Source organism: Pedobacter cryophilus (assembly GCF_005116455.1).
Classification (GTDB): domain Bacteria; phylum Bacteroidota; class Bacteroidia; order Sphingobacteriales; family Sphingobacteriaceae; genus Pseudopedobacter; species Pseudopedobacter cryophilum.
The window spans coordinates 828197-851380 of the sequence record NZ_SWBP01000002.1; the positions used below are offsets into that span (position 1 = coordinate 828197).

Below are 23184 nucleotides of genomic sequence, written 5' to 3' on the forward strand. Positions count from 1 at the left end.
CTATGTACATGAAATTAGTTTACAGAAGTATTATTGTTGCAGCATTCCTTTTACTAAATATGAGCTGCGGTAAATTAGAGCTTTTAAAGAATGCGCAATTAGAAGCCGTAAATGCTGGAAAGGATCTAAAGAATATGACTATTTCAGATTTTCTTTCAGTAGATCATTCAAATGATTTAACGAAACTTAGCCTATATGCTGAAGCGATAAAACATGCCGGATTAATGGAGTTTTTTGATCAACCTGGCGATTACACACTATTGTTTTTATCTGATCAGGCTGTAACAATAATGGTAAATAGCCTTGGTTACAAAACAATATCTGATATTCCACCAGTAGTATTAAAAAATATTTTGTCTGATAATATTTTTAAGGGACGTTTACATTCTTTTGATTTAGCTTTAAATGAAACCAAGAAATTTGAGACTATTAATGGGAGTTTTATCTATTTTACAAGAAGCAATACTTCTTCTGATGAATATGTTTTAACCGCTAATAAATCATCAGATTTAAGTTCTCCCTCTGCGATAATAAGAACTCAGAACCTTGAATTTAGTAACGGAATTGCCCATGTTACAGACCAGTTTACATTTTACAAATTAATTGATGCAGTACCTGATGCACCATCTGGTACTGTGGGAGAAAAAACGGACACCTCTTATGTAAGTAAAGATTTATTTATACAAAATGGAACTGCTAATAGGGACAAGAATTTTAATAATACCACAAGTATTGATATGAAAAATTCTAATGGTAAAGACGTTTCTGTCGATAGAATGGGATTATTTCAGTTCCCATTGCAAGTGCCGTCTTTTGGAAATAAAATAGGTTTGGCTAAGCTTAATTTTTACGTTTATTTTACGGGTATAGCGTCTACTTTATCTGTTTATAAAGGAAGCGATGTTGATTTTAATGAAGCCTTAGTTACTTTTACAACCGCTCCGACTTATGATAGGGTAAGTATTGGAAATACTTCTTTAAAAGCTTCGTTTTCAGGTTGGGTTTCTGTAGATGTTACTTCTACGGTAAACCAACTTTATGGAAATAGTAAAAGCTTTATCAACGTTTTAATGAATCATAACACTGATAATTTTGTTAAGATTTATCCAAGAGAGTTTTCATCAGGCAAATACAAATCTTATTTAACCATAACCAGCCCGCCAAAATCTATTCTAACAATTATTAATCTAAATACAGTTAACGCAAATGGCGTAACGGGAATTACTGTTTTAAATGGTAATCAGCTAAAAATGGGGGGAACAGATGATAAAAATATCACTTACAATATCACTAAAATACCTTCTAATGGGTTTTTAGTGAAATATGGAATTCCATTGTCTTTAAATTCAAGTTTCTCACAAACAGATTTAGATAAAGGTGCAATAAAATATTTATATGCTGGAACAGGTACAGCTGATGAGTTAGAATTAGAAGCTAAAGATCAGAATGGTGGTTATTATGCAGGCTCTTTAAAACTTAATTTTAATATTCAATAATTTATGAAAAAGAAAACAGTATTGTTTCTTGTTTGCATGTTTAATTTAACGGTTTATTCTACAACATCATGCAAAAAAAGTGCTGAAACAGTAGCACAAAACAATAATAGAAAAGGAAGTAATTTTTATGTGGATTCAGAAAACGGGAACGACTCTTATTCAGGAAAAACGACGAGTAAAGCTTGGAAAACATTAAATAAAGTAAATAATTATTTGTTTACCCCCGGAGATTCTATCCTTTTAAAATCTGGAGGGATATGGAACGGACAATTAATAGCTAAAGGCTCTGGTTCATCTGGCTATCCTATTGTGGTTTCAAGCTATGGAGGAAATACTAAGCCATTATTGGATGGCAAAGGTTTGGTGGAGCAAGTTGTGAAATTAGAAGATGTAGATTATTGGGAACTACATCACTTAGAAATTACTAATAATGCCACTTCTATTGGGAAAAGATTAGGGGTATTGATAAAAGATAACGGTAAAGAAAGGAAACACTTTCATCTTAAAAACCTCTACATCCATGATATAATGGGTGATTATTCTTTTGAAATGCAAGGAAAGAATACTGGTGGAATTGGAATTATAGGTAACGCAGCAACAAAATTTGATGATATACTTATTGAAGATTGTGAAATAGCAAACGTAACAAGAGTAGGTATTTACTCTAACCTTACAGACGGAAAAGCAGCAGTAAAAGGTAATAGGCCAATTACCAATTTTGTGATCAGGAGAAATAAAATTCACCATTGTGCAGGTGATGGAGTAATAGTTAGGTATGCATACCAACCTTTAATAGAATACAATGAAGTTTGGGAAAACCATAATGCTTCAGAAGATTTGGTTAAATATGGCGTGGCGTTATGGTGTAGAAGTACAGATGAGGCAACTTTTCAATATAATGAAGTTTATAATACCAGGGGCGGTAAAGACGGGCAAGCTTTTGATGCTGATGAAGACGCTTACCGAACAATTATTCAAAACAACTATTCTCATGATAATGAAGGTGGTTTTGTACTTATCACCAGTACATCCGAAGACGCAATTGTTCGTAATAATATTAGCGTAAACGATGGGATTAAAGGATTACATATTTTTGATTTTCCAGTTTGGGCAAACCATATTAGAGGAACCGGAATTTTTCATAATAACACAATAGTATTAGGCAAAAGTCATGAAACAGTTGTGGTGGTAGATGAAGCTCTTAATACAGCTAAATTTTATAATAACATCTTCTATCATGCAGGAGAAGGAGAGCTTTATATAAAATCAGGAGGGATGACCGCTATCTTTAATAGTAATTCTTATTTCGGATATGATCCATTTGTGATTAACGATGTAAAATCAATTGTTGCAAACCCGATGCTTTTAGATCCATTGAATTATAAAATTGGAAAAAATTTCACAAATGGATTTAAGATTAATGCTTTAAGCCCAGTTAAAGGCAAAGGGATTAACATATTGCAAATGGAAGGTAATTATTGGCTTCCAAATCTTGGCTTGAAAGATTTCTTTGGAAATTCATTCAATAGCCAAAACATTTCTTTAGGAGCTAATCAAATAAATTAATTTTTTAATAAAAAAAGGTAACGTACCCATTAATAAAAAAAAACATGAAAAGAAATTTTACTATTACAGGAGTACTTTTATTGTTGTTTACAACCGTAAATGCTCAAAAAAATTATTGGACAGATGCAGGAGTATGGGAAGGCAAGGAGAATTATTGGAATTATAGTCTTTTAAAAAAAACCGGTGATGCCGGTGATAAATTTGAAAGTAAGGAAACGGCAGTAACCTCTATTTCATCTACATCTACTCCAGGTTTTCTTCCTTATCCTTCTTCAGGATTTGCAATGGTTTCATCGGCAGCAGCAGCTGGCGGAGCGTTTAAAATAGAACGTAAAGAAGATAATGCAACATTAATATTAGATGCTTCTGTAGCTGGCGGAGCTAATAAATTTACTGTTTATGACATTGCAAAAGCGTCGGCAGTATCCAGTATGTTTTTTTCTATGTCATTTAATGAAAACAATCCAACAAATGGATCTATAGTGATGGCGCTAGGAAGTGTTAGAGGAAATAATATTTTTAAAAATGCCGTTACATTAACCGGAGCAGATGCTTCAGGTATATTTGCCGGGTTAAGATGGGAATTTAGTACAAACAATTCCGTCTTTTTATCTTATCGTACACTTGTAGATGGTTCGTATGGCTATAAGGGTATTAATAATAGTTCTTTTACTAAAACCGGGCAGCATCAGGTAGAATTATACTCCAATAATGCTACTATTGAGAAGAAATATATCAGAGGAGGTCAAACTTACTCTATTCAACCCTCAACATTTAATATATGGGTTAATGGGAAATTATTATCTAACAATACTGGATCGGCTTTCTCTTCATCAGGTGAATTAGCACCTGAGTCTTTAATTAATAGTTTCTTATTTCAAGGCTATCACAGTAAAGCACCGTTTCCAAATGCTTTATCTGTCACGTTATCAAATCTTCAGGTTAATTCTATTAAATAATATTTTAAAGCTTTTTATATGAAAACTAAATACTTATCAATTATCATCCTTTTATTCACCATTAATAATGTAATGGCTCAAGGAACATGGACAGGTGAAAGTAATTTACCTTTTAATTATGATTTTAATGCAGGTACAGGAAGTGGAACAACATATACCGCCGGAGCTTCTTCAAAGTCTTCTGTATCTTCACAATCTACGCCTGGTTTCTTGTCTTATCCAGCGTCGGGGTTTGCAAGGGTATATACGGCAGCTACTGGTGGCGGTGGTTTTAGTGTAGGTTCTAGTCCTGCATCTTTAACAATAACGGCTAGTAATGCTGCGGCAGGAAATAAATTTTCTATTTATAATGTTGCAAGTTTATCTGCTGTAACCAGTACTTTTTTTAATTTGTCTTTTAATAATACTGATGCAACTACCGGAGCTCTGATTTACGTTTTTGGAAACAGCGCTACTAGTACAGAAGGAGATAATATATTTAATAACGGCACTTCTTTAGGCAGTTCTACCACTGCAGGTATTTTTAATTTTTTAAGGTGGGATTTGAGTGCTACGAATGGGATAACCTTATCTTATCGTAATACTGGTGGCACAGCTTTTACAACAATTAATAGCAGTACGTTTACAAAAACTGGAGGTACATATGCTGTAGAGTTGTATGCTAATAACTCTGCAAATAGTCAAATTTATACTCGTAATGCTGTTGAATATACCCTCCCTTCAGGAACTTTTAATATATGGGTAAATAGCGCCAGAATCACAGGATCAGCTTCTTTAGTGAATTTTCCGGCAACTGGAGAACTGGCAATTGGGCAACTTCTTAACAGTGCTATGATGCAAGCTTCAAGAAGTACTACAGGCACACTTTTACCAGCAACTATTGGTAATATTTCTATGAAATATATTAGTCAAAGTACTCTTCCAATAAGTTTAAGTTCTTTTAACGTAAAATCAAATGAGATGTCAGCTTTGTTGAGTTGGACAACCGCTTCAGAGAAAGATAATGCTTATTTTGACATTATGAGAGCTACAGGAAAGAGCGCTGATTTCACAAAAATAGGTCGTGTTAGCGGGAATGGAACTAGCCAAAAATTAAATTACTATTCATTTACAGATTTTAATCCACTTGCCGGAACAAATTATTATATGTTAAAACAAATGGATGTTGACGGCAAATCTTCTGATAGTGATGTTAGATATGTAACTATTACAGGTAATGAGGTTTTTAGCATTTTAAAATTAGATGGAAAGCTTAACTTATCAGTTTCATCTGAAAAAGAAGAAATTGGGAAAATTGTAATTATGGACTTATCAGGCAAAAAGGTGCTAGATAGAAGTTTAAGCCTTAATGTTGGTATAAATACATTTGATTATGACAGCTCAAACTTAAAAGAAGGAATTTATTTAGCATTTGTAACTAGAAACGGAGCAACAAAAAGTATGAAGTTTATTTATTAAACACTAAACTTTAATAACGTAATAACAATTATAAATGAGGTATAAATATTTTATAAGAACAATATTCTTATTGCTGTTTGTTGTAAATAGCCTGAAAGCGCAAGATTTAGTAGTAGAAGATCCAATAAAGATTAGAGGCTTTCATCTTGATCTTAGAATTCAGGTAATGAAAATGCCAGCCCTTAAAGATTTCGCTTTAAAGCTTAGTCAGAATGGTATTAATACTTTGGTAATGGAGTGGGAAGGAACATATCCTTTCAAAAATCAACCTTTAATTCCTAATAGGTTTGCTTATTCAAGGGAAGAGATCAAGTCTTTTATATCTTATTGCAATTCTTTAAATATTGATGTTATTCCTTTACAGCAAAGCTTTGGGCATGTAGAGTATATTCTTAGGCATTATCGCTATAAAGATTTAAGAGAAGATCAAAAAGATTATTCACAAGTAAATCCGTTAAAAGAGAGCTTAAATAAAGAGCTATTTACTGATTTATATAAAGATTTAATTTCTACTCACACGTCAGAATATATACATATTGGAGGTGATGAAACCTATTTATTAGGGCATTCAGAAGAATCTAAGCAGAAAGTGTTAAAAGTAGGCAAAGGTCGTCTTTATGGGGATTATATTAAATTACTTTGTGATATTGTTATAGGTTTAGGTAAAAAGCCGGTTTTATGGGCAGATATAGCCTTAAAATACCCCGAAGTATTAACGCTTTTACCTAAAGAAACCATTTTTATTGATTGGAATTATGGTTGGGACATTAATATGTTTGGTGATCATAAAAAATTGATGGAGAGTGGTTTTAATATTTGGGGATCTCCATCAATTAGAAGTCATCCAGACAATTATTTTCTCAGCCAATGGGAAAAACACTTCCAAAATATTCAGAGTTTCATTCCAACTGCTAGGGATTTAGGATATAAAGGAATTGTAATGACTTCATGGTCTACTTCTGGTCTTTATTCTCCCGTTTTTGAAACTACTAAAGACATTGTTGATTTATATGCAATTAGAAGAGTTTATCCAATAACAGGCTTCAATATGCTTATAGAAGCCTATTTTGAGAGCTTAAAATCTTCTAAACCTTTAGCAACAGCAGATTTTGTTTCACGCTATAGTCAAAAAAAATACGGTTTTAACAAAACACAGTCAAGTGTTTTTTGGAATGCTTTAAAAGCAGCTCCTTATGAAATTAATCAGGGAAAAATTAGTAATCCATCTGTAAATATAAATCAGCTTTTAGATAGTGCAAAAACAAGTGCTAAAGTTTTAAAGGAGCTAAAGCCACTTAGTAATAAGGCTGAATTTGAACATTATAGATTAATGGCTGATATAAGGACACAATACCTAACCTATATGTTGCTGGAGATGAAAACTAACTCGCCTTCTTTTACTCAGGATATGATTCCAGAGGTTCTTCATTCTTTAAAAGCATTAAACACCAAAAAAATCGACAAAAAATTCATTAAGCTTAATAAAAGTGCGCTTTATAAAGCAGAGCTAGAGCAAGAGAATGAGTTAAGAAACAGCAAAATAAATTTACTGTACAAAAGATTGTCGGGTAATAAAAACTCCAATTAATATGAAATCTTTAATAAGTGCTTTAATTTTATTGTTCGTTGTAAACAGTGGGATTTGCCAAAATAAAAGAGTTACTAATAACTCACAATTAAGTATCAGTTGGCAACCTATAGAAAACAATTATCTTGGAAAAGAACAGGCACTTTCTGTTTTTGAAATAACAAATAATGGAAATACTGTTTTACCTGCAAACGGATGGAAACTATATTTCAATTTTGTTAGAATAATAACGCCTAAAACAGAAGGAGATAAGTTAAATGTAAAACATTTAAATGGTGATCTTTTTTTTATCAGCCCAGCTAAAAACTTTACTTTTTTAAAACCAGGGGAGAGTATTCGCTTTGAAATAATCTCTAATTCTTGGTTGGTTAATCAATCAGATGCGCCACAAGGTTTTTATGTGGTGTGGGATAATCCAGAAAAAAATATAGAACTGGTTAATCAGGTTAAAATATTACCTCCACTAGATCAAAGAAAATTTTACAGGTTTGGTGGCGATAAAGAAACTACGCCTGAGATGTTATATGATCAGAATAAAATGATTATTGATATTCCAGAATCTAAATTGACTAAAATTTTTCCCTCACCGTCTGTTTATAAAGAATTACAAGGTCTTTTTATTATTAATTCAAAAACAAATATTGTTTATGATGAAGAATTTGAAAAAGAGGCAATGTTACTTGGTTCTACTCTTTTTGAGTTAACAGGTAGAGAATTAATCTTAAAAAAAGCAGTTGGAGATATAAAATTCGCAATAAATTTAAAGAAAGATAACCTTACAGGCGAAGCATATAAATTGAATGTTTCTTCAACTGGTATTTCAATAGAAGCAGGTACCACCGCAGGTGTTTTTTATGCTATACAATCTTTAAAAACGTTAATTAACCCTTCTGTTTATTCAAAGAAGAATAATAGTACAATTGAAATTCCATGTGTGGATGTAGAAGATTATCCAAGATTTGGATATCGGGCAGTTATGCTTGATGTGGCCAGAAATTTTCAGCCAAAAGCTCAAATTCTCAAAATTTTGGATTTAATGGCTCTCTACAAATTAAATACTTTGCATTTCCATTTAAATGATGATGAAGGTTGGCGAATAGAAATACCAGCTTTACCAGAACTCACAGAAGTATCAAGCAAAAGAGCTCATTTAAATGAGGGAGAAAATCCCACACTTCCTCCTTCTTATGGTTCAGGTCCTTTAGAAAATAAATCATCAGGTAGTGGGTACTACAGCAAAGCCGATTTTATAGAAATTTTACGTTACGCCGCAGCAAGGCATATTCAAGTTATTCCAGAAATTGAAACTCCAGGACATGCAAGATCGGCCATAAAAGCTATGGATGCTCGTTATGGCCGATTTTTAAAGGAAGGCAAAACAGAAGAAGCTAAAAAATACCTTTTACATGATTTTAATGATGAGTCTGTTTACCGCTCTGTACAAAAATGGGATGATAATGTGATGGATGTTTCCATGCCTTCGGTCTATAGTTTTTTGGAATTGGTTACAGATGAAGTAATTGCCATTTACAAAGAAGCAGGCGTTTCTTTAAAGACCATTCATTTTGGTGGAGATGAAGTTCCTAATGGCGTTTGGGAAAAATCTCCTTCTTATGTCAGTTTAAAAACTAATGAAAAAGGTATTAAAGAAACTCAAGATTTGTGGTTTTATTTTTTCGATAAGTTGGATGTAATGTTGAAGGAAAGAGGGCTTTACTTATCAGGTTGGGAAGAAGTTGCACTGCGTAAAACAATGCTTGACGGAAAAAAGAGATGGCTTCCAAATCCTACTTTTAGCCAACGTAATTTCCATGTAAATGTATGGAATAACCTTTTGGGTAATGAAGATTTGGCCTATAGGCTGGCAAATTCTGGTTATAAAGTTATCCTGTCTTTTGTAACCAATTTTTATTTTGACTTGGCGTATCATAAAAATTTTAACGAGAAAGGTTTTTATTGGGGAGGATTTACAGAATTAGATAAACCATACAGCTTTATTCCTTTTGATTATTTGAAAAACCAACGAAATAATTATTTAGGCAGACCATTAAGCCAAAAAACATTATTAAGTGCTGAAAGACTAACAGATTATGGAAAAGATAATATTGTTGGAATACAGGGATTGTTATGGTCAGAAACGATTAAAAATGCAGATCAAATGGAGTATTTATTACTGCCAAGATTATTGAGTTTGGCTGAACAGGCTTGGGCTAAAAGTCCTGCTTGGGCAGAAGAAACAGATTCTGTAAAGGCTGCGCAAACGTACAATAAAGAATTAGCTGGATTTTTTAATCTTCTTGGTAAAAGAGAACTTAAAAGGTTAGATTATTATGCTGGAGGCTTTAATTATCGTATTCCAACGCCTGGGATAAATAATTTAGATGGTATCATTAGCGCTAATGTGCAATTGCCAGGTTTAGTAATCAGGTACACAACAGATGGAAGTATACCTACCCTAAAGAGTTTGATTTATGAGACTCCTCTTAAAGCCAATAAAAATCTTGTTTTCAGAACTTTTAATAATGAAGGAAGAGGAAGTGCTGTTTCAAAAGTTCAATAGTTGTAGTAAAAAGATAAATGAAAGAAAAGCAAATAGGAGTTCAGGTATCATCATTAAGTAAGAAAGACACAACAATATCTATATTAATTATAGGCTTGCTGTTTTTTATTTTTGGCTTTGTAACCTGGATAAACGCTATTCTAATTCCTTACTTTAAAATTGCTTGCGAGCTAAATAATTTCCAATCTTATTTGGTAACATTCGCTTTTTACATTGCCTATTTGGTGATGTCACTGCCGGCAGCTCAACTACTTAAAAAAGTAGGATTTAAAAAGGGAATGATGATTGGCTTTTGGGTAATGGCCGTTGGTGCAATGATATTTGTTCCGGCCGGTTTAACAAGAACTTATGGTGTTTTTCTTACCGGTTTATTCACTATAGGAATGGGCCTTGCAATATTACAAACGGCAGCTAATCCTTACATCACCATACTGGGAGCAAAAAATAGGGCAGCGCAACGCTTCAGTATCATGGGGATATGTAATAAGTTAGCCGGAATTATTGCGCCATTATTATTTGCCGCAGTAATTTTAAGATCTACAGATAATGACTTGTTTAAAGAAATAGGGCAATTACAAGGTTTAGCAAAGGAAATTGCACTTGATGAACTTATAAAAAGAGTAGTAATTCCTTATGCAGTTGTAGCTTTGGCCTTAACCGCACTTGGTTTTTTTGTTAGATATTCTCCTTTGCCAGAAATAGATACAGAAACAGAAAGTGAAGAAGTATCTGCTTCCAATTCAAATAAAAAAAGCATTCTAGATTTTCCTCACCTTATTTTAGGTGCAATAGCTATTTTCTTTCATGTAGGTTCACAAGTAATTGCTGTTGATAGTATTATCAATTATGCATCAAGCAATGGAATGCCCTTTTTAGAAGCAAAAGTATTTCCATCTTATACGCTTACAGCAACTATTGTAGGTTATTTATTGGGCATTACTTTTATACCAAAATTCCTGTCTCAGCTTACCGCATTAAAAATTTGTACTGTACTTGGGGCTTTCCTAAGCTGCATGGTAATATACACCCATGGCGAAGTCAATATCCTTGGCCACAAAACAGATGTTTCCGTATGGTTTGTGGTGCTTTTAGGGTTTGCCAACTCCATGATTTGGGCTGGCGTATGGCCTCTTGCACTTGATAACTTAGGTCGCTTTATAAAAACGGGTGCTTCGCTACTTATAATGGGTTTATGTGGTAATGCCATAATGCCTTTAATTTATGGTCATTTAGCCGATAATCATAGTTTGAGAGAAGGATATTGGATATTGTTGCCATGTTATGGCTATCTAATTTTTTATGCTTTTCGTGGCTATAGATTAAAAACCTGGAGTTTTAAGAATTAACAAAAAACTTATGAATTATATAAAAATATACAACGGTACTATTATCACGCCACACCGTACCATTAAAAATGGATGTATTATTATTGGTGACGGAAAAATTTTAGAAGTAACTGATAAAAATAGGCAAGTGGCTGGGGCGCTAGAAATAAATGCTCAAGGAAAATACATTGCTCCTGGATTTATAGATATGCATGTGCATGGTGGTGGAGGGCATGATTTTATGGACAATACCTTAGATGCTTTTCTTGGAATAGCTAAAGCACATGCTTCTTATGGTACAACAGCATTAATGCCAACCACTTTAAGCTGCGAAAAGCAGGATTTGCTAGATACTTTGGCTTTATATGATGAAGCTGATGGATTGAATGATGTTGGTGCCCAATTTATAGGATTACATATAGAAGGGCCTTATTTTTCAATGACACAAAAAGGAGCTCAAGATCCTCGTTATATCCGTAATCCTGATCCTAAAGAATACAAAGAAATATTGTCTGCATCATCCTCCATAAAAAGATGGAGTGCAGCTCCTGAATTACCCGGAGCTTTAGCGTTTGGTGAATATTTAATGAGTAAGAATATTTTGCCAGCCATTGCTCATACAGATGCTATTTATGAAGAAGTGTTAGAAGCCTATGAAAAAGGCTTTACACATGCTACTCATTTTTATTCATGTATGTCAGGCGTATCAAGAAGAAATGCTTACAGATATGCAGGAGTTATAGAAAGTGCCTACTTAATAGACGCAATGACAGTAGAAATAATTGCCGATGGCGTTCATTTGCCTCCATCTTTATTGAAACTAGTATACAAAATTAAAGGTCCAGATAGAATTGCCTTAATAACCGACGCCATGAGAGCATCAGGTATGCCTGAAGGCGATAGTATTTTGGGTAGTCTTAAAGATGGGATTAAAGTTTTGGTTGAAAATGGTGTTGCTAAACTACCAGATCGCTCTGCATTTGCTGGTAGTGTTGCTACCGCAAACAGTTTGGTGCGTAACATGGTGAATCTTGCAGATATCCCGCTTCAAGATGCCGTTAGAATGATTAGTGAAACACCTGCCTCCATCCTAAAAATACAAGATAAGAAAGGGTCACTCATAAAAGGAAAAGATGCAGATATCGTAATTTTTGATAATCAAATAAATATAGACACCACTATAGTTAAAGGCAATGTTGTGTACAAGGCTAAAGACTTATCAAGCATATTTTATTCATAAAAATAGTAGATGATACAAGAATTTAAAGTTCAAGAATTAACAGTAAAAGTTTATAAAGACCGAAAAGAAATGGGGGAAGCTGCTGCCGAAATTGCGGCAGCAATTATCCGTAGGTTATTAGCGCACAAAGAAGAAATTAATATCGTTTTTGCGGCGGCGCCATCTCAAAATGAATTTCTTGATAGTTTGAAAACAAAGCAAGGTATTGGCTGGGATAAAATAAATGCATTTCATATGGATGAATATATCAATTTGGATATTGCAGCTCCACAAGGTTTTGGTAATTTTCTTAAACAAAGAATTTTTGATTCATTACCATTTCTATCTGTGAATTACCTAAATGGCAATGCTAAAGATGCAGATTTGGAATGTAATAGGTATAGTAGCCTACTGGAAAAACACCCTGCTGATATTGTATTTATGGGTATTGGAGAGAATGGACATTTGGCTTTTAATGATCCTCCGGTGGCCGACTTTAATGATCAGCAAAAAGTGAAAATTGTTGAGCTTGATGAAATTTGCAGGCAACAACAAGTTAACGATGGATGCTTTATCAGCTTATCAGAAGTGCCAACTCATGCCTTAACGTTAACAATACCTGTTTTAGTTGGGGCTACTTACATTTGCTGTATGGTGCCAGGTTTTTCAAAAGCAAACGCTGTTAAGGATACCATTACTCAAGAAATAAAAGAACAATTTCCTGCTACCATCTTGCGAAGGCAAAATGAAGCCATTTTATTTCTAGATGCGCATAGCAGCAGTTTGCTAGATAATCAAACCATATAATATGGAAAAACTGCAAATTCCATTTATAGAAATAGCTGGTATTCCTTCATCAAATGATGTTGCTTTATGTCTAAATCAATTGCATCCGATAGAAATAGGTCATAATCCATGGCCTCAATTTTCTAATTCGGTTAAAGCAAATTATACAATTGCCCATAACGGAAATGCCATATTTCTTAAGTATCAAATTGAAGAAGGCTATGTTTTAGCAAATGCAACTACTAATCAGAATGTACATAATGATAGCTGTGTAGAATTTTTTATTGCTTTTGGAGAGGATGAAAACTACTATAATCTTGAATTTAATTGTTTAGGTTGGAGCAAAATAGGATATGGATTTAATCGTAAAAACAGGTATTTATTGCCTTCCTGTATAGTAGAAACTATATCCTCTTTTACAAGAATAGAAGCAGCGGCAGTAAATGCGGTGAAATTATTTGACTGGGAAATAACAGTTGTAATTCCGCTTTCTGTTTTTAGCTTTCATAATTTTAATTCATTTAAATCTTTGAAAGCAAGAGGTAATTTTTATAAATGCGGTACTAAAATGCCCGAACCTCATTATTTAACTTGGAATTTGGTTAAATCTTTAGAGCCAGATTTTCATAGAAAAGAAGACTTTGCATTAATGGAGTTTTCTTAATTATAAACTGTTTTTATTAATATAAGGGTGGCACTAATTTGAAATATCAATCACAAGAATACTAATTAAAGCAAGTAATAAAAGAAGATTATAATTTTTAAAGAAATGTTCTAATCTTCTTTTACGGTTAAATTATGGTATTTAACCAATCCTTCAATAGGGCTTTTTATAATATTGCCAATTTTCATATCAAATTCTTGAGCCACCTCATTTAATAAGGGTAAAAAATTAAAGGCTATTGAACCTATGCAGTTAAAAGTATACTTGCTGTAATCAGGATAATAAGTTACAATATTTTTAAAAAAGTCTCTAAAAGAAGCTTTTACAAGCTCTATGATAAATGGATGATTAACATGGTTATTAATGAATTTGCAAAAGCCAGCACAAAATCTATTAGGCATTCTTGAAGTATAAATTTCACTTATAATGTCACTTGGAGTCAATTCATAGGTTTTCCAAAAACTTCTTTTTAAATCTTCGGGAAGAAACCCTCTAGAATAGGCAATTAATAATTGTTTCCCCAAATAAGCACCACTACCTTCATCTCCAATGATAAAGCCAAGAGAATCTATTTGGTGGGTTATCTTTTTGCCATCATATAAGCAACTATTTGTTCCTGTCCCCAAAATGCCAACAAATCCAGAACTATGGCCTAATACTGACCTTGCTGCCGCTAATAAATCTAACTCGACACTAATAGTTGCTTTGGGAAAAATATTTCTGAGCGCTTCTTCTACAATAACAACTTTATCTTCGCTGCAACCAGCCCCATAAAAATTAACTTCTGATATGAGTTCTTTCTGAATATGATTAGGTAATGAGGACGTAATGGATTGGACTATATAACTGCTATCTAAATAATAAGGATTATATCCTTCTGTATCAAAGTAAATATCATTATTATTTGAGCTTTTTAAACACCAACTTGTCTTGGTTGAGCCACTATCAGCCACAAGAATCATAAATTTCAAAAATTAAAACTGCTTTTAAATATTAAAATACTTAGAAAGTGTATCTTTGAATCAAAAATAGAAAAAGAAATTAAAACTTTTATAAATAATTAAAAAGATTTTCATGAATCCTTATTTCAGTTTTATTGAAGGAATCAACCTCAGTTTTAATTAAAATAGCAAAGAAAAAATATTTTTCAAAGGCAATTTTAACCTGCAAATTATAATTATGATATGTTTTTTAAATGAAAAAATTATATTGTTATGCTTTTTAACTTAGTGAATGCTTAAACGGCTATTTTTTATTATGAGAATATGAATAGGCCAATCATTTCTGTTGATTATACATAGTTTAAATAATTTATTTCTACCCAATGAACAAAGCTTTTAACTAACCTAAAAACATATTTTAATAGACACCTATATGTTTAGTGCAAACAAAAAAAATTCAACGCTTTATTTTGAAATAATTAAGCAACTCTACTATGGAAAATCTTTGTCTTGTGCAGATTTAAGCATAAAAATAGATAAAAGTATTCCATTGGTTACCAAAGCAATCAATTACCTTATTGAAAAAGGTTTTGTTATTGAACAAGGCTATGCTGCATCTACAGGAGGCAGAAGGCCATTAACATATTCTATGAAGGAGGCTAAAATTAATATTTTAGCCGTTGCTATGGATCAGTTATCTACTCGAATTGTTATAGTAGATATGTTTAATAATTATGTAACGCCAATAGAAATTGTTGGATTAAAGTTGCAGAATAATCCACATTCTTTAGAAGAACTAACCGCCTTAATATCAGCTTACATTCATAAGTCGGGGATAAAAAAAGATAAACTTATTGGGATTGGAATTGGGATGCCTGGATTTGTAAATACTCATGAAGGCATTAATTATACCTATTTAAAATCTGATAAAAAAAGCTTGACTAAGCATATTTCTGACGAATTAAATTTGCCCGTTTTTATAGATAATGACTCAAGTTTAATTGCACTTTCAGAATTAAAATTTGGGATTGCTAAGACTATTAAAGATGTAATGGTTATTAATTTAAGCTGGGGAATTGGTCTTGGAATGATTCTTAACGGACAACTTTTTAGAGGGCATAGTGGATTTGCAGGAGAATTTAGTCATATTCCAATTTCTGAAGAAGGAGTATTATGTGCATGTGGTAAGCAAGGGTGTTTAGAGGCCGAAGCTTCTTTATTAGCTGTTGCAGAGAAAGCAATTGATGGGATTGAAGCCGGCAGAAAAACAAGCCTGCAATATAATTCTGAAACTTCTAAATTAGCTATTGGAGATGCTTTAATGGAGGTTGCAAATAAGGGAGATCAGTTTGCGATAGAGCTTCTTTCTGAGGCTGCCTATAAAATAGGAAGAGGCTTATCTATTCTTATTCATATAATTAATCCTAAAGCTATCATTTTAAGTGGAAGAGGAGTTAAAGTTGGGAGATTGCTTCTTGCGCCTATTCAGCAAGCTTTAAATAAGTATTGCATTCCACGGTTGGCGGTTGAAACCCAAATATATATATCTGAAATTGGTTTTGATGCAGAGCTAATTGGAGCTGCAATATTAGTGATGGAAAATTTCAACAAAGGTAAAGAATAGCCAATCATTCTATCCAACAAAACAAAGTGTGGGCATGCTAAATCTGGTTTTTTTTCTTTCTTTTTCTGTTTGATTGAAGCGTATCTAGCTTCTTTTGTCTTCCAACATCATATTATTGAATAATGTAATGTCCTTTAGGGTAAAAATCTAATGGCTTACATCTTTTATTGCTAAAATAAATATTCATTAAAACTTAATAATTTTTTTAAAAAGATTTTAATATTTAAGTAAAATTTAATTAAGTTTGGATAGTGAATGTCAATCTTTAATTAAAATATACAATATGTCGCGTTTAAACCTTTTAGAAGAAACCCGTTTTGAGAAATTACCTGTAAAAGTATATCCAAATCAGGATATAGCGTCAAAAAAAGTAGCTGAAAGAATAGCCACTCTAATTAAAGCAAAGCAAAAGCTAGGAGAAAAAACAATATTGGGTCTTGCTACCGGAGCAACTCCGGTTGGTGTTTATAAAGAGTTAATAAGATTTCATAAAGAAGAAGGATTAAGTTTTGAAAACGTAATTACCTTTAATTTGGATGAATATTACCCAATGAAACCTAATGCCGCTCAAAGTTATGTTGCCTTTATGAATGAACAATTGTTTAATCATATCAACATAAAAAGAGAGAATATCAATATCCCAAATGGTACATTAAGAGAGAATGAAGTTGCTGATTTCTGTTTAGAATATGAACGTAAAATTAGTTTATATGGAGGATTAGACCTTCAAATTTTAGGAATAGGAAGAACAGGGCACATTGGTTTTAACGAACCAGGTTCGGCACCAAACTCCGGCACAAGATTAGTAACGCTTGATGATTTAACAAGAAGAGATGCTTCTAGAGATTTTGGCGGGAAAGAAAATGTGCCAACCAAGGCAATTACAATGGGAGTAGGGACCATTTTTAAAGCTCGTGAAATTATTCTAATGGCTTGGAATCAGAAGAAAGCTGCAATTGTAAAAAAAGCAGTGGAAGGAGAAATATCTTCTAGCGTTCCGGCAACTTTCCTCCAATTATCTGATCATGTAGAATTTATATTAGATGAAGATGCCGCTTCAGAGCTCACACGTTTTGATACGCCATGGTTAGTTAGAGACTGTTTATGGAGCCCCAAGATTATTAAAAAAGCAGTGATTTGGCTAGCCGAAAAATGCGATAAACCCATTTTAAAACTTACTGAAGAAGATTACAATAATAATGGGATGGCACAACTTGCCACAGAAAAAGGACCAGTATATAATTTGAACATTGATGTTTTTAACAAACTTCAGCACACCATTACTGGATGGCCAGGCGGTAAACCCAATTCCGACGATAGCCAAAGGCCTGAAAGGGCAAATCCTTCTAAAAAAAGTTCTATTATATTTTCTCCACATCCAGATGATGATGTAATTTCTATGGGAGGTACTTTTATTAGATTGGCAGATCAAGGCCATGATGTACATGTAGCTTACCAAACTTCTGGAAATACGGCTGTTTGGGACGAAGAAGCATTACGTTTTATGGAGTTTAACATAGATTTTGCAAAAGCGCTACAGCAAGATTCTTCTAAATTAGAAGCAACTTATGAGCAAATGAAAAAATTTCTGCAAACTAAATCTCCAAATCAACCAGATATTCCAGAATTACTAACTGTAAAAGGACTCATAAGAAAAGGAGAGGCCACCGCAGGAGCAAGATTTGCCGGTTTAGACGATAAAAATATCCATTTTATGGCTTTACCTTTTTACGATAGGTTAAAATTGAGTAGTAAAGTTGAATTTGAAGATGATATAGTTCAAACTATGGAATTGCTACAAAAGGTAAAACCTCATCAGGTATTTGCAGCTGGAGATTTTGAAGACCCTCATGGTACACATAAAGTATGTTTCAATATTATTTTAAATGCTTTACAGAGATTAAAAGAAACAGAAGAATGGGTAAAAGATTGTTGGTTATGGTTATACAGAGGCGCTTGGCATGAATTTGAAATTCATGAAATACAAATGGCCGTTCCGCTTTCTCCACAAGAAGTAAAAAGAAAACGATTGGCAATATTTAAACACCAATCTCAAAAAGATCTACCAGTTTTTCCTGGTGATGATGCTAGAGAGTTTTGGGTTAGAGCAGAAGAAAGAACAAGTGAAACAGCAAGAGCTTATGATAAACTAGGTTTGGCAGAGTATGAGGCCATGGAAGCATTTGTGAGATGGGAATTTTAATCAAGTAATTTTAACCAAACCAAAAACAAATGATTTCATCAATATCCTCAAAAGAGGTTGTTCCTACAAAATCAGGTTTAAATCCTATCATAATTATTGGAGCACTATTTTTCATCTTTGGTTTTGTAACCTGGATGAATTCTGTACTCATACCATATTTAAAAATAGCTTGCGAACTCAATAATTTAGAATCTTATTTAGTTGCATTTTCATTTTATATCTCCTATTTGGTAATGGCTATACCTTCTTCTGTAATTCTTAAAAAAACAGGTTTTAAAAATGGGATGGCATTAGGGCTCGTTATCATGTCAATAGGGGCTTTGTTATTTATTCCAGCTGCAATAGGTAGAACGTATTTGTTGTTTTTAATTGGTTTGTTTATTCAAGGAACAGGTTTAGCTGTGTTACAAACAGCTGCAAATCCCTACATCACCATTTTAGGTCCTCCAGAAAGCGCAGCCAAGAGAATTAGTATCATGGGAATTTGCAATAAAGTGGCAGGAGCAATAGCTCCTATTATTTTAGGGGCTATTGCGTTAAAAAACGTAGATGAAATAAATGATAAATTGATCAATATAGATTTTGTTCAAAAAGCTATTGAATTAGATAAGTTGGCTTCTAGGGTAATTATTCCTTATATCGTTATCATTATTGTATTGTTAATATTAGCATTTCTGGTCTACATATCTAGCTTACCAGAAATAGATACTGATACTGAAGATGAGGCTTTGGCGGTTGCTAATACCAACAAAAAAAGTATTTTTCAATTTACACATTTGTTAATTGGCGTGTTTACTATGTTTATTTATGTAGGTGTAGAAGTTATTGCAGGAGATACCATTATTCTGTATGGTTCCTCACAGGGAATTGCACTTTCAACCGCTAAATTTTTCACAACCTTTACCTTAATGGGTATGATAATAGGCTATATTATTGGTATAATATGCATCCCTAAGTATTTTAGCCAAAATAAGGCCTTAAAAGTTTCGGCTGTTTTAGGAGTATTTTTATCTATATCTGCTATTTATACTGATGGATATATTTCTGTTTTATCTATTGCCTTATTAGGGTTTGCAAATTCACTGATGTGGCCAGCCTTATGGCCTTTGGCTCTGGCTGGTTTGGGTAGATTCACTAAAATTGGATCTTCATTTTTGATTATGGGTATCTCAGGAGGAGCAATACTTCCATTAATTTACGGGAGTATGGCCGATAAATTTAATCCTCAACAAGCTTATTGGCTTTTAGTCCCTTGCTACTTTATAATATGGTTTTATGCTGTTAAGGGAAATAAGATCAGGTAAATTATTATTTGAGTAAAAAATTACTTGAAATATAATGAGTAGCCTATTCTGAAATTTTATTAGCCACATCTATTGCGGTGTTAATCATGTTTTCTTTAAGTTTTTCATTATATCTAAATGAAGGCATATAAATACTAAAACTAGCTATTACTTTGTCTTTTTTATAAATAGGGCAAGCAATTCCAACAATTTGACCGGTGTCTTCAATTAAAGCGTAGCCTTGTTTTTTTATTAATGAAATTTGCTCTAAAAATTTTGTTTGATTATCTGCCCCAGGCCATACATTTTTAGAAGGAAAGCCATATCTTTTAATATATAATTGTAAATCCTTATCAGGCAGCAAAGCAATTAATAGTCTTCCGGTAGAAGAATCATAAGCATTTTTTTCATCCGCAGTAAGGGCTTGTACCATTTGAGTCGAATTTTTTCTTTGTAAAACAATTCTTTGGTTCTTTTTTAAAATAGCAATTAGGTTGTTTTCATTTAAAACATGTAAAGCTTTTTCCATTTCATTTGTGGCCTTATTTAAAAGATCTTTAAAGCCAAAAGAGCCATTCGCTATTTCTGTAAGTCCATTATCTAAAACATATCCTTTTTCATGGTCGGCTTTTTTTATCAAACCTCTATTCACTAGGGTTTTCATAATATTTGCACAAGTAGCAGTATTTAAGTTTAAATCTATAGCAATATGTCCCATTAATTTTGGACGTTCCACATCGTTAGAAATGTACTCTAAAATATCTATAGCTCTATTAATAACTTGAATCATGTTATGAAAATTTAAAACAAATGTCCAAAAAAAATATCAATTTGTTTTATAATATAAAATTTTAATTTTATATAGATATAATTATCTATTTTCACATTATAATTCAACCAGATTATATCTTAAACTAAAAATGAGTACTAACAAAACTTCAACGAGGTTCGCTTTTATTATGATTACTTCCCTTTTTTTTCTTTGGGGATTTGTGCATAATCTAGATCCTATTCTAATTCCACATCTAAAGAAAGCATTCAGTTTAACCACTTTGCAAGCTTCATTAGTAGACTCGGCTGTTTTTATAGCCTATTTTGTAATGGCATTACCGGCTGGTTTTTTAATGAAAAAATATGGTTATAAAGCGGGTATTATCTTAGGTCTTTTGTTGTTTGCAATAGGTTCTTATTTATTTATTCCATCTGCAAATACTCAATCTTATGTATTTTTCTTAGTTGCTTTATTTGTTATTGCTTGCGGCTTAACCATATTAGAAACAGCCGCAAATCCCTATGCATCTTTATTAGGTCCGCCAGAAAAGGCAACTCAAAGACTAAATCTGGCGCAATCATTTAATGGCTTAGCGGCAACTTTAGCACCCATTATTGGGGCTAAAATTATCTTAACCGAAGGTTACACCACAGAGGCTTTAGATAAGATGACACCAGTAGCCAAAGAAATAGCTTTAGCAGCAGAGGCCTCTACGGTAAAAGCACCTTATTTTATATTGGGAAGCGTGATTTTAATCATTGCCGTTATATTTTTCTTTATGAAACTGCCAGAGATTCAAGAGCCTGAAGCCGAGTCAGAAAAATCAAGTGTATTTCATGCTTTTAAGCACCGTCATTTATCATGGGCAATTGCAGCACAGTTTTTTTATGTAGGAGCTCAAGTTTGTGTATTTAGTTTCTTCATTTTGTATGCTACCAAATCAGCCGGAATATCAGAAATGCAAGCTGCTCAATATGCTGGTTTTGGCGTTGGAATGGCTTTTATGGTGGGGCGTTTTGTAGGTACTTTCTTTATGAAATATATAGAGCCGGTGAAGTTGCTAGCGTTATATGCAGCTATTTGTACGCTATTGTGCATTGTAGCTATATTTTCTGCCGGAATGATTACAATTTATACAATTATAGGTATTGCCTTTTTTATGTCTATCATGTTTCCAACCATTTTCTCATTAGGAATTAAAGAATTAGGCAGCGATACCAAATTTGGCAGCAGTTTAATTATTATGTCTATTGTTGGTGGGGCAATTCTTCCACCTTTGTTTGGATACATAGCTGATACTTATGATAACATTCAGTTTGGATACGTAGTTCCAATGGGAAGCTTTTTGGTTATTTTAGGTTTTGCACTCAATGGTCATAAAATAAGTACAACAAAATAAGAAAATGATAAGATATTGCTTAACACTTGATTTAATAGATGATGCTACGCTTATTGCAGAATATGAAAAATGGCATTTAAAAGTATGGCCGGCAGTTACCCATAGTATTGTTTCTTCGGGGATTAAAAACATGGAAATCTACAGGGTAAGCAATCGCTTATTTATGATGATGGAAGTAAATAATTCATTCTCTTTTGAAAATAAAGCTAAAGCAGATGCAGCTAATGTGAAAGTACAAGAATGGGAAGAATTGATGTGGAAATTCCAACAACCTTTATCCTTTGCAAAACCAGGAGAAAAGTGGGTTATAATGGACAAAATTTTTGATTTAAATAATTTGTAATGGCATTAGATAATAATTTTTTACAGTTGGATATTCATGACAATGTTTTAGTTGCCTTACAAGATTTGCCTCAAGGAACAGAGATAAATTTTTCCGAAAAAACCATAATACTCCAAAATAAGGTAAAAGCAAAGCACAAATTTTTTATCAATGATATGGAATCTGGTGATGAAGTAAAAATGTATGGCGTTTTGGTAGGAAAAAGACGAATTATAATTAATAAAGATGTTTAGTTTAAAAGATAAAACAGCAGTAATAACAGGCGGCGGCAGCGGTATTGGGAAAGCTATATCGCTTTTATTTGCCAAACAAGGTGCCACCGTTCACATTATAGAATTGAATGAAGAATCTGCAGCACAAACCGTAGCAGAAATTAATACTTACGGAACCGCCTTTTCTTACGCCTGTGATGTAAGCCAGCAGCAGCAAGTGTTAGCTGTATTTCAAAAGATTAAAAAAATTGATATTCTGGTAAATAACGCCGGTATTGCACACATAGGAAAAGCTCATACCACAGAAGAAACAGATTTTGACAGCGTTTATCAAGTAAATGTTAAGGGGGCGTATAATTGTTTGTATGCTGCATTACCTTTAATGCAAGCCAACGGAGGCGGAGCAATTCTAAATACTGCATCTATTGCGTCTTTAGTAGGTATTTCAGATCGTTTTGCTTATTCAATGAGTAAGGGCGCTATTTTTTCGATGAGCATGTCTGTAGCCCGAGATTATATCGGAGATCATATTCGTTGTAATAGCATTTCTCCAGCCAGAATTCATACACCATTTGTAGATGGATTTATAGCTAAAAACTATCCTGACAACCAAGAGGAAATTTTTGATAAACTTTCTAAAAGTCAGCCCATTGGCAGAATGGGGAAACCCGAAGAAGTAGCTGCCTTAGCACTTTACCTTTGCTCAGATGAAGCTGGCTTTATTACCGGTTGCGATTATCCAATAGACGGAGGATTTATTAAATTAAACAACTAATCATCAATAGA

General features: G+C 33.1%; 19 protein-coding genes. 17 read left to right on the forward strand and 2 right to left on the reverse strand.

Annotated features, from left to right (window positions below):
- The first annotated feature begins 8 nt into the window (after positions 1 to 8).
- The 10 genes from FA046_RS08800 to FA046_RS08845 are packed head-to-tail and all read left to right on the forward strand — an operon-like array spanning position 9 to position 13621.
- The gene (locus FA046_RS08800) at positions 9 to 1496 is read left to right on the forward strand and encodes a CBM96 family carbohydrate-binding protein (RefSeq protein ID WP_169303339.1); all 1488 of its coding nucleotides are present in this window, start codon (positions 9 to 11) and stop codon (positions 1494 to 1496) included.
- 3 nt (positions 1497 to 1499) lie between these two features.
- A complete protein-coding gene (locus tag FA046_RS08805; protein ID WP_136826008.1) occupies positions 1500 to 3062 on the forward strand; it encodes a right-handed parallel beta-helix repeat-containing protein in 1563 nt (520 codons plus the stop codon).
- A gap of 44 nt (positions 3063 to 3106) precedes the next feature.
- Positions 3107 to 4021: a hypothetical protein gene (locus FA046_RS08810; protein ID WP_136826009.1), complete on the forward strand. Its 915-nt coding sequence runs from the start codon at positions 3107 to 3109 to the stop codon at positions 4019 to 4021.
- A gap of 18 nt (positions 4022 to 4039) precedes the next feature.
- On the forward strand, positions 4040 to 5479 hold the full coding sequence (locus FA046_RS08815; RefSeq protein ID WP_136826010.1) for a T9SS type A sorting domain-containing protein: 1440 nt from the start codon (positions 4040 to 4042) through the stop codon (positions 5477 to 5479).
- 34 nt (positions 5480 to 5513) lie between these two features.
- Entirely contained in the window at positions 5514 to 7067 is a 1554-nt protein-coding gene (locus FA046_RS08820; RefSeq protein WP_136826011.1) for a beta-N-acetylhexosaminidase, read from the forward strand.
- A gap of 1 nt (position 7068) precedes the next feature.
- Complete coding sequence (locus FA046_RS08825; protein WP_136826012.1) at positions 7069 to 9627, forward strand: family 20 glycosylhydrolase; 2559 nt, start codon at positions 7069 to 7071, stop codon at positions 9625 to 9627.
- Between the two features lie 17 nt (positions 9628 to 9644).
- A complete protein-coding gene (locus tag FA046_RS08830) occupies positions 9645 to 10973 on the forward strand; it encodes a sugar MFS transporter (RefSeq protein WP_136826013.1) in 1329 nt (442 codons plus the stop codon).
- A gap of 10 nt (positions 10974 to 10983) precedes the next feature.
- Positions 10984 to 12192 (forward strand): N-acetylglucosamine-6-phosphate deacetylase, encoded by a 1209-nt coding sequence (gene nagA / locus FA046_RS08835; RefSeq protein WP_136826014.1) that lies wholly within the window; start codon positions 10984 to 10986, stop codon positions 12190 to 12192.
- A 9-nt stretch (positions 12193 to 12201) separates the two neighbouring features.
- Positions 12202 to 12978, forward strand: coding sequence for a 6-phosphogluconolactonase (locus tag FA046_RS08840; protein ID WP_136826015.1), 777 nt, complete (start codon positions 12202 to 12204; stop codon positions 12976 to 12978).
- Between the two features lies 1 nt (position 12979).
- Positions 12980 to 13621, forward strand: coding sequence for a carbohydrate-binding family 9-like protein (locus tag FA046_RS08845; RefSeq protein ID WP_136826016.1), 642 nt, complete (start codon positions 12980 to 12982; stop codon positions 13619 to 13621).
- A gap of 110 nt (positions 13622 to 13731) precedes the next feature.
- On the opposite strand, the gene FA046_RS08850 is transcribed toward FA046_RS08845, so the two are convergent.
- A complete protein-coding gene (locus tag FA046_RS08850) occupies positions 13732 to 14583 on the reverse strand; it encodes an N-acetylglucosamine kinase (protein ID WP_136826017.1) in 852 nt (283 codons plus the stop codon).
- A gap of 412 nt (positions 14584 to 14995) precedes the next feature.
- Between FA046_RS08850 and FA046_RS08855 the strand changes: the two genes are divergently transcribed.
- The 3 genes from FA046_RS08855 (at position 14996) to FA046_RS08865 (ending at position 19693) form a co-directional block, all read left to right on the forward strand.
- Positions 14996 to 16186: an ROK family protein gene (locus FA046_RS08855; protein ID WP_136826018.1), complete on the forward strand. Its 1191-nt coding sequence runs from the start codon at positions 14996 to 14998 to the stop codon at positions 16184 to 16186.
- Positions 16187 to 16469: 283 nt separating this feature from the next.
- Positions 16470 to 18389, forward strand: coding sequence for a glucosamine-6-phosphate deaminase (nagB, locus tag FA046_RS08860; RefSeq protein WP_136826019.1), 1920 nt, complete (start codon positions 16470 to 16472; stop codon positions 18387 to 18389).
- Between the two features lie 29 nt (positions 18390 to 18418).
- Positions 18419 to 19693, forward strand: a complete 1275-nt coding sequence (locus tag FA046_RS08865) for a sugar MFS transporter (RefSeq protein WP_136826020.1) — start codon at positions 18419 to 18421, stop codon at positions 19691 to 19693.
- 43 nt (positions 19694 to 19736) lie between these two features.
- On the opposite strand, the gene FA046_RS08870 is transcribed toward FA046_RS08865, so the two are convergent.
- Complete coding sequence (locus FA046_RS08870; protein WP_136826021.1) at positions 19737 to 20462, reverse strand: IclR family transcriptional regulator domain-containing protein; 726 nt, start codon at positions 20460 to 20462, stop codon at positions 19737 to 19739.
- Between the two features lie 130 nt (positions 20463 to 20592).
- Here FA046_RS08870 and fucP point away from each other — a divergent pair, with 130 nt between their 5' ends.
- From fucP to FA046_RS08890, 4 genes are read left to right on the forward strand one after another with little or no spacing between them, the layout of a single operon-like run.
- The gene (fucP, locus tag FA046_RS08875) at positions 20593 to 21843 is read left to right on the forward strand and encodes an L-fucose:H+ symporter permease (protein ID WP_136826022.1); all 1251 of its coding nucleotides are present in this window, start codon (positions 20593 to 20595) and stop codon (positions 21841 to 21843) included.
- Between the two features lie 4 nt (positions 21844 to 21847).
- Positions 21848 to 22186 carry an L-rhamnose mutarotase gene (locus FA046_RS08880; protein ID WP_136826023.1) on the forward strand — a complete coding sequence of 113 codons (339 nt, stop codon included), beginning with the start codon at positions 21848 to 21850 and terminating at the stop codon, positions 22184 to 22186.
- Positions 22186 to 22419: a UxaA family hydrolase gene (locus FA046_RS08885; protein WP_136826024.1), complete on the forward strand. Its 234-nt coding sequence runs from the start codon at positions 22186 to 22188 to the stop codon at positions 22417 to 22419. Before FA046_RS08880 ends, FA046_RS08885 begins: the two co-directional genes overlap by 1 nt.
- Positions 22412 to 23173, forward strand: coding sequence for an SDR family NAD(P)-dependent oxidoreductase (locus FA046_RS08890; RefSeq protein ID WP_136826025.1), 762 nt, complete (start codon positions 22412 to 22414; stop codon positions 23171 to 23173). Before FA046_RS08885 ends, FA046_RS08890 begins: the two co-directional genes overlap by 8 nt.
- The last annotated feature ends 11 nt before the right edge of the window (positions 23174 to 23184 follow it).

Bases quoted from the DNA above. Each gene is read 5' to 3' on its own strand.
- nagB (WP_136826019.1), top strand. From the start codon at position 16,470: ATGTCGCGTTTAAACCTTTTAGAAGAAACCCGTTTTGAGAAATTACCT.
- FA046_RS08865 (WP_136826020.1), top strand. From the start codon at position 18,419: ATGATTTCATCAATATCCTCAAAAGAGGTTGTTCCTACAAAATCAGGT.
- FA046_RS08870 (WP_136826021.1), bottom strand. From the start codon at position 20,462: ATGATTCAAGTTATTAATAGAGCTATAGATATTTTAGAGTACATTTCT.
- FA046_RS08840 (WP_136826015.1), top strand. From the start codon at position 12,202: ATGATACAAGAATTTAAAGTTCAAGAATTAACAGTAAAAGTTTATAAA.
- FA046_RS08885 (WP_136826024.1), top strand. From the start codon at position 22,186: ATGGCATTAGATAATAATTTTTTACAGTTGGATATTCATGACAATGTT.
- FA046_RS08820 (WP_136826011.1), top strand. From the start codon at position 5,514: ATGAGGTATAAATATTTTATAAGAACAATATTCTTATTGCTGTTTGTT.
- FA046_RS08845 (WP_136826016.1), top strand. From the start codon at position 12,980: ATGGAAAAACTGCAAATTCCATTTATAGAAATAGCTGGTATTCCTTCA.
- nagA (WP_136826014.1), top strand. From the start codon at position 10,984: ATGAATTATATAAAAATATACAACGGTACTATTATCACGCCACACCGT.
- fucP (WP_136826022.1), top strand. From the start codon at position 20,593: ATGAGTACTAACAAAACTTCAACGAGGTTCGCTTTTATTATGATTACT.
- FA046_RS08855 (WP_136826018.1), top strand. From the start codon at position 14,996: ATGTTTAGTGCAAACAAAAAAAATTCAACGCTTTATTTTGAAATAATT.
- FA046_RS08825 (WP_136826012.1), top strand. From the start codon at position 7,069: ATGAAATCTTTAATAAGTGCTTTAATTTTATTGTTCGTTGTAAACAGT.
- FA046_RS08890 (WP_136826025.1), top strand. From the start codon at position 22,412: ATGTTTAGTTTAAAAGATAAAACAGCAGTAATAACAGGCGGCGGCAGC.
- FA046_RS08815 (WP_136826010.1), top strand. From the start codon at position 4,040: ATGAAAACTAAATACTTATCAATTATCATCCTTTTATTCACCATTAAT.
- FA046_RS08805 (WP_136826008.1), top strand. From the start codon at position 1,500: ATGAAAAAGAAAACAGTATTGTTTCTTGTTTGCATGTTTAATTTAACG.
- FA046_RS08830 (WP_136826013.1), top strand. From the start codon at position 9,645: ATGAAAGAAAAGCAAATAGGAGTTCAGGTATCATCATTAAGTAAGAAA.
- FA046_RS08800 (WP_169303339.1), top strand. From the start codon at position 9: ATGAAATTAGTTTACAGAAGTATTATTGTTGCAGCATTCCTTTTACTA.
- FA046_RS08850 (WP_136826017.1), bottom strand. From the start codon at position 14,583: ATGATTCTTGTGGCTGATAGTGGCTCAACCAAGACAAGTTGGTGTTTA.
- FA046_RS08880 (WP_136826023.1), top strand. From the start codon at position 21,848: ATGATAAGATATTGCTTAACACTTGATTTAATAGATGATGCTACGCTT.
- FA046_RS08810 (WP_136826009.1), top strand. From the start codon at position 3,107: ATGAAAAGAAATTTTACTATTACAGGAGTACTTTTATTGTTGTTTACA.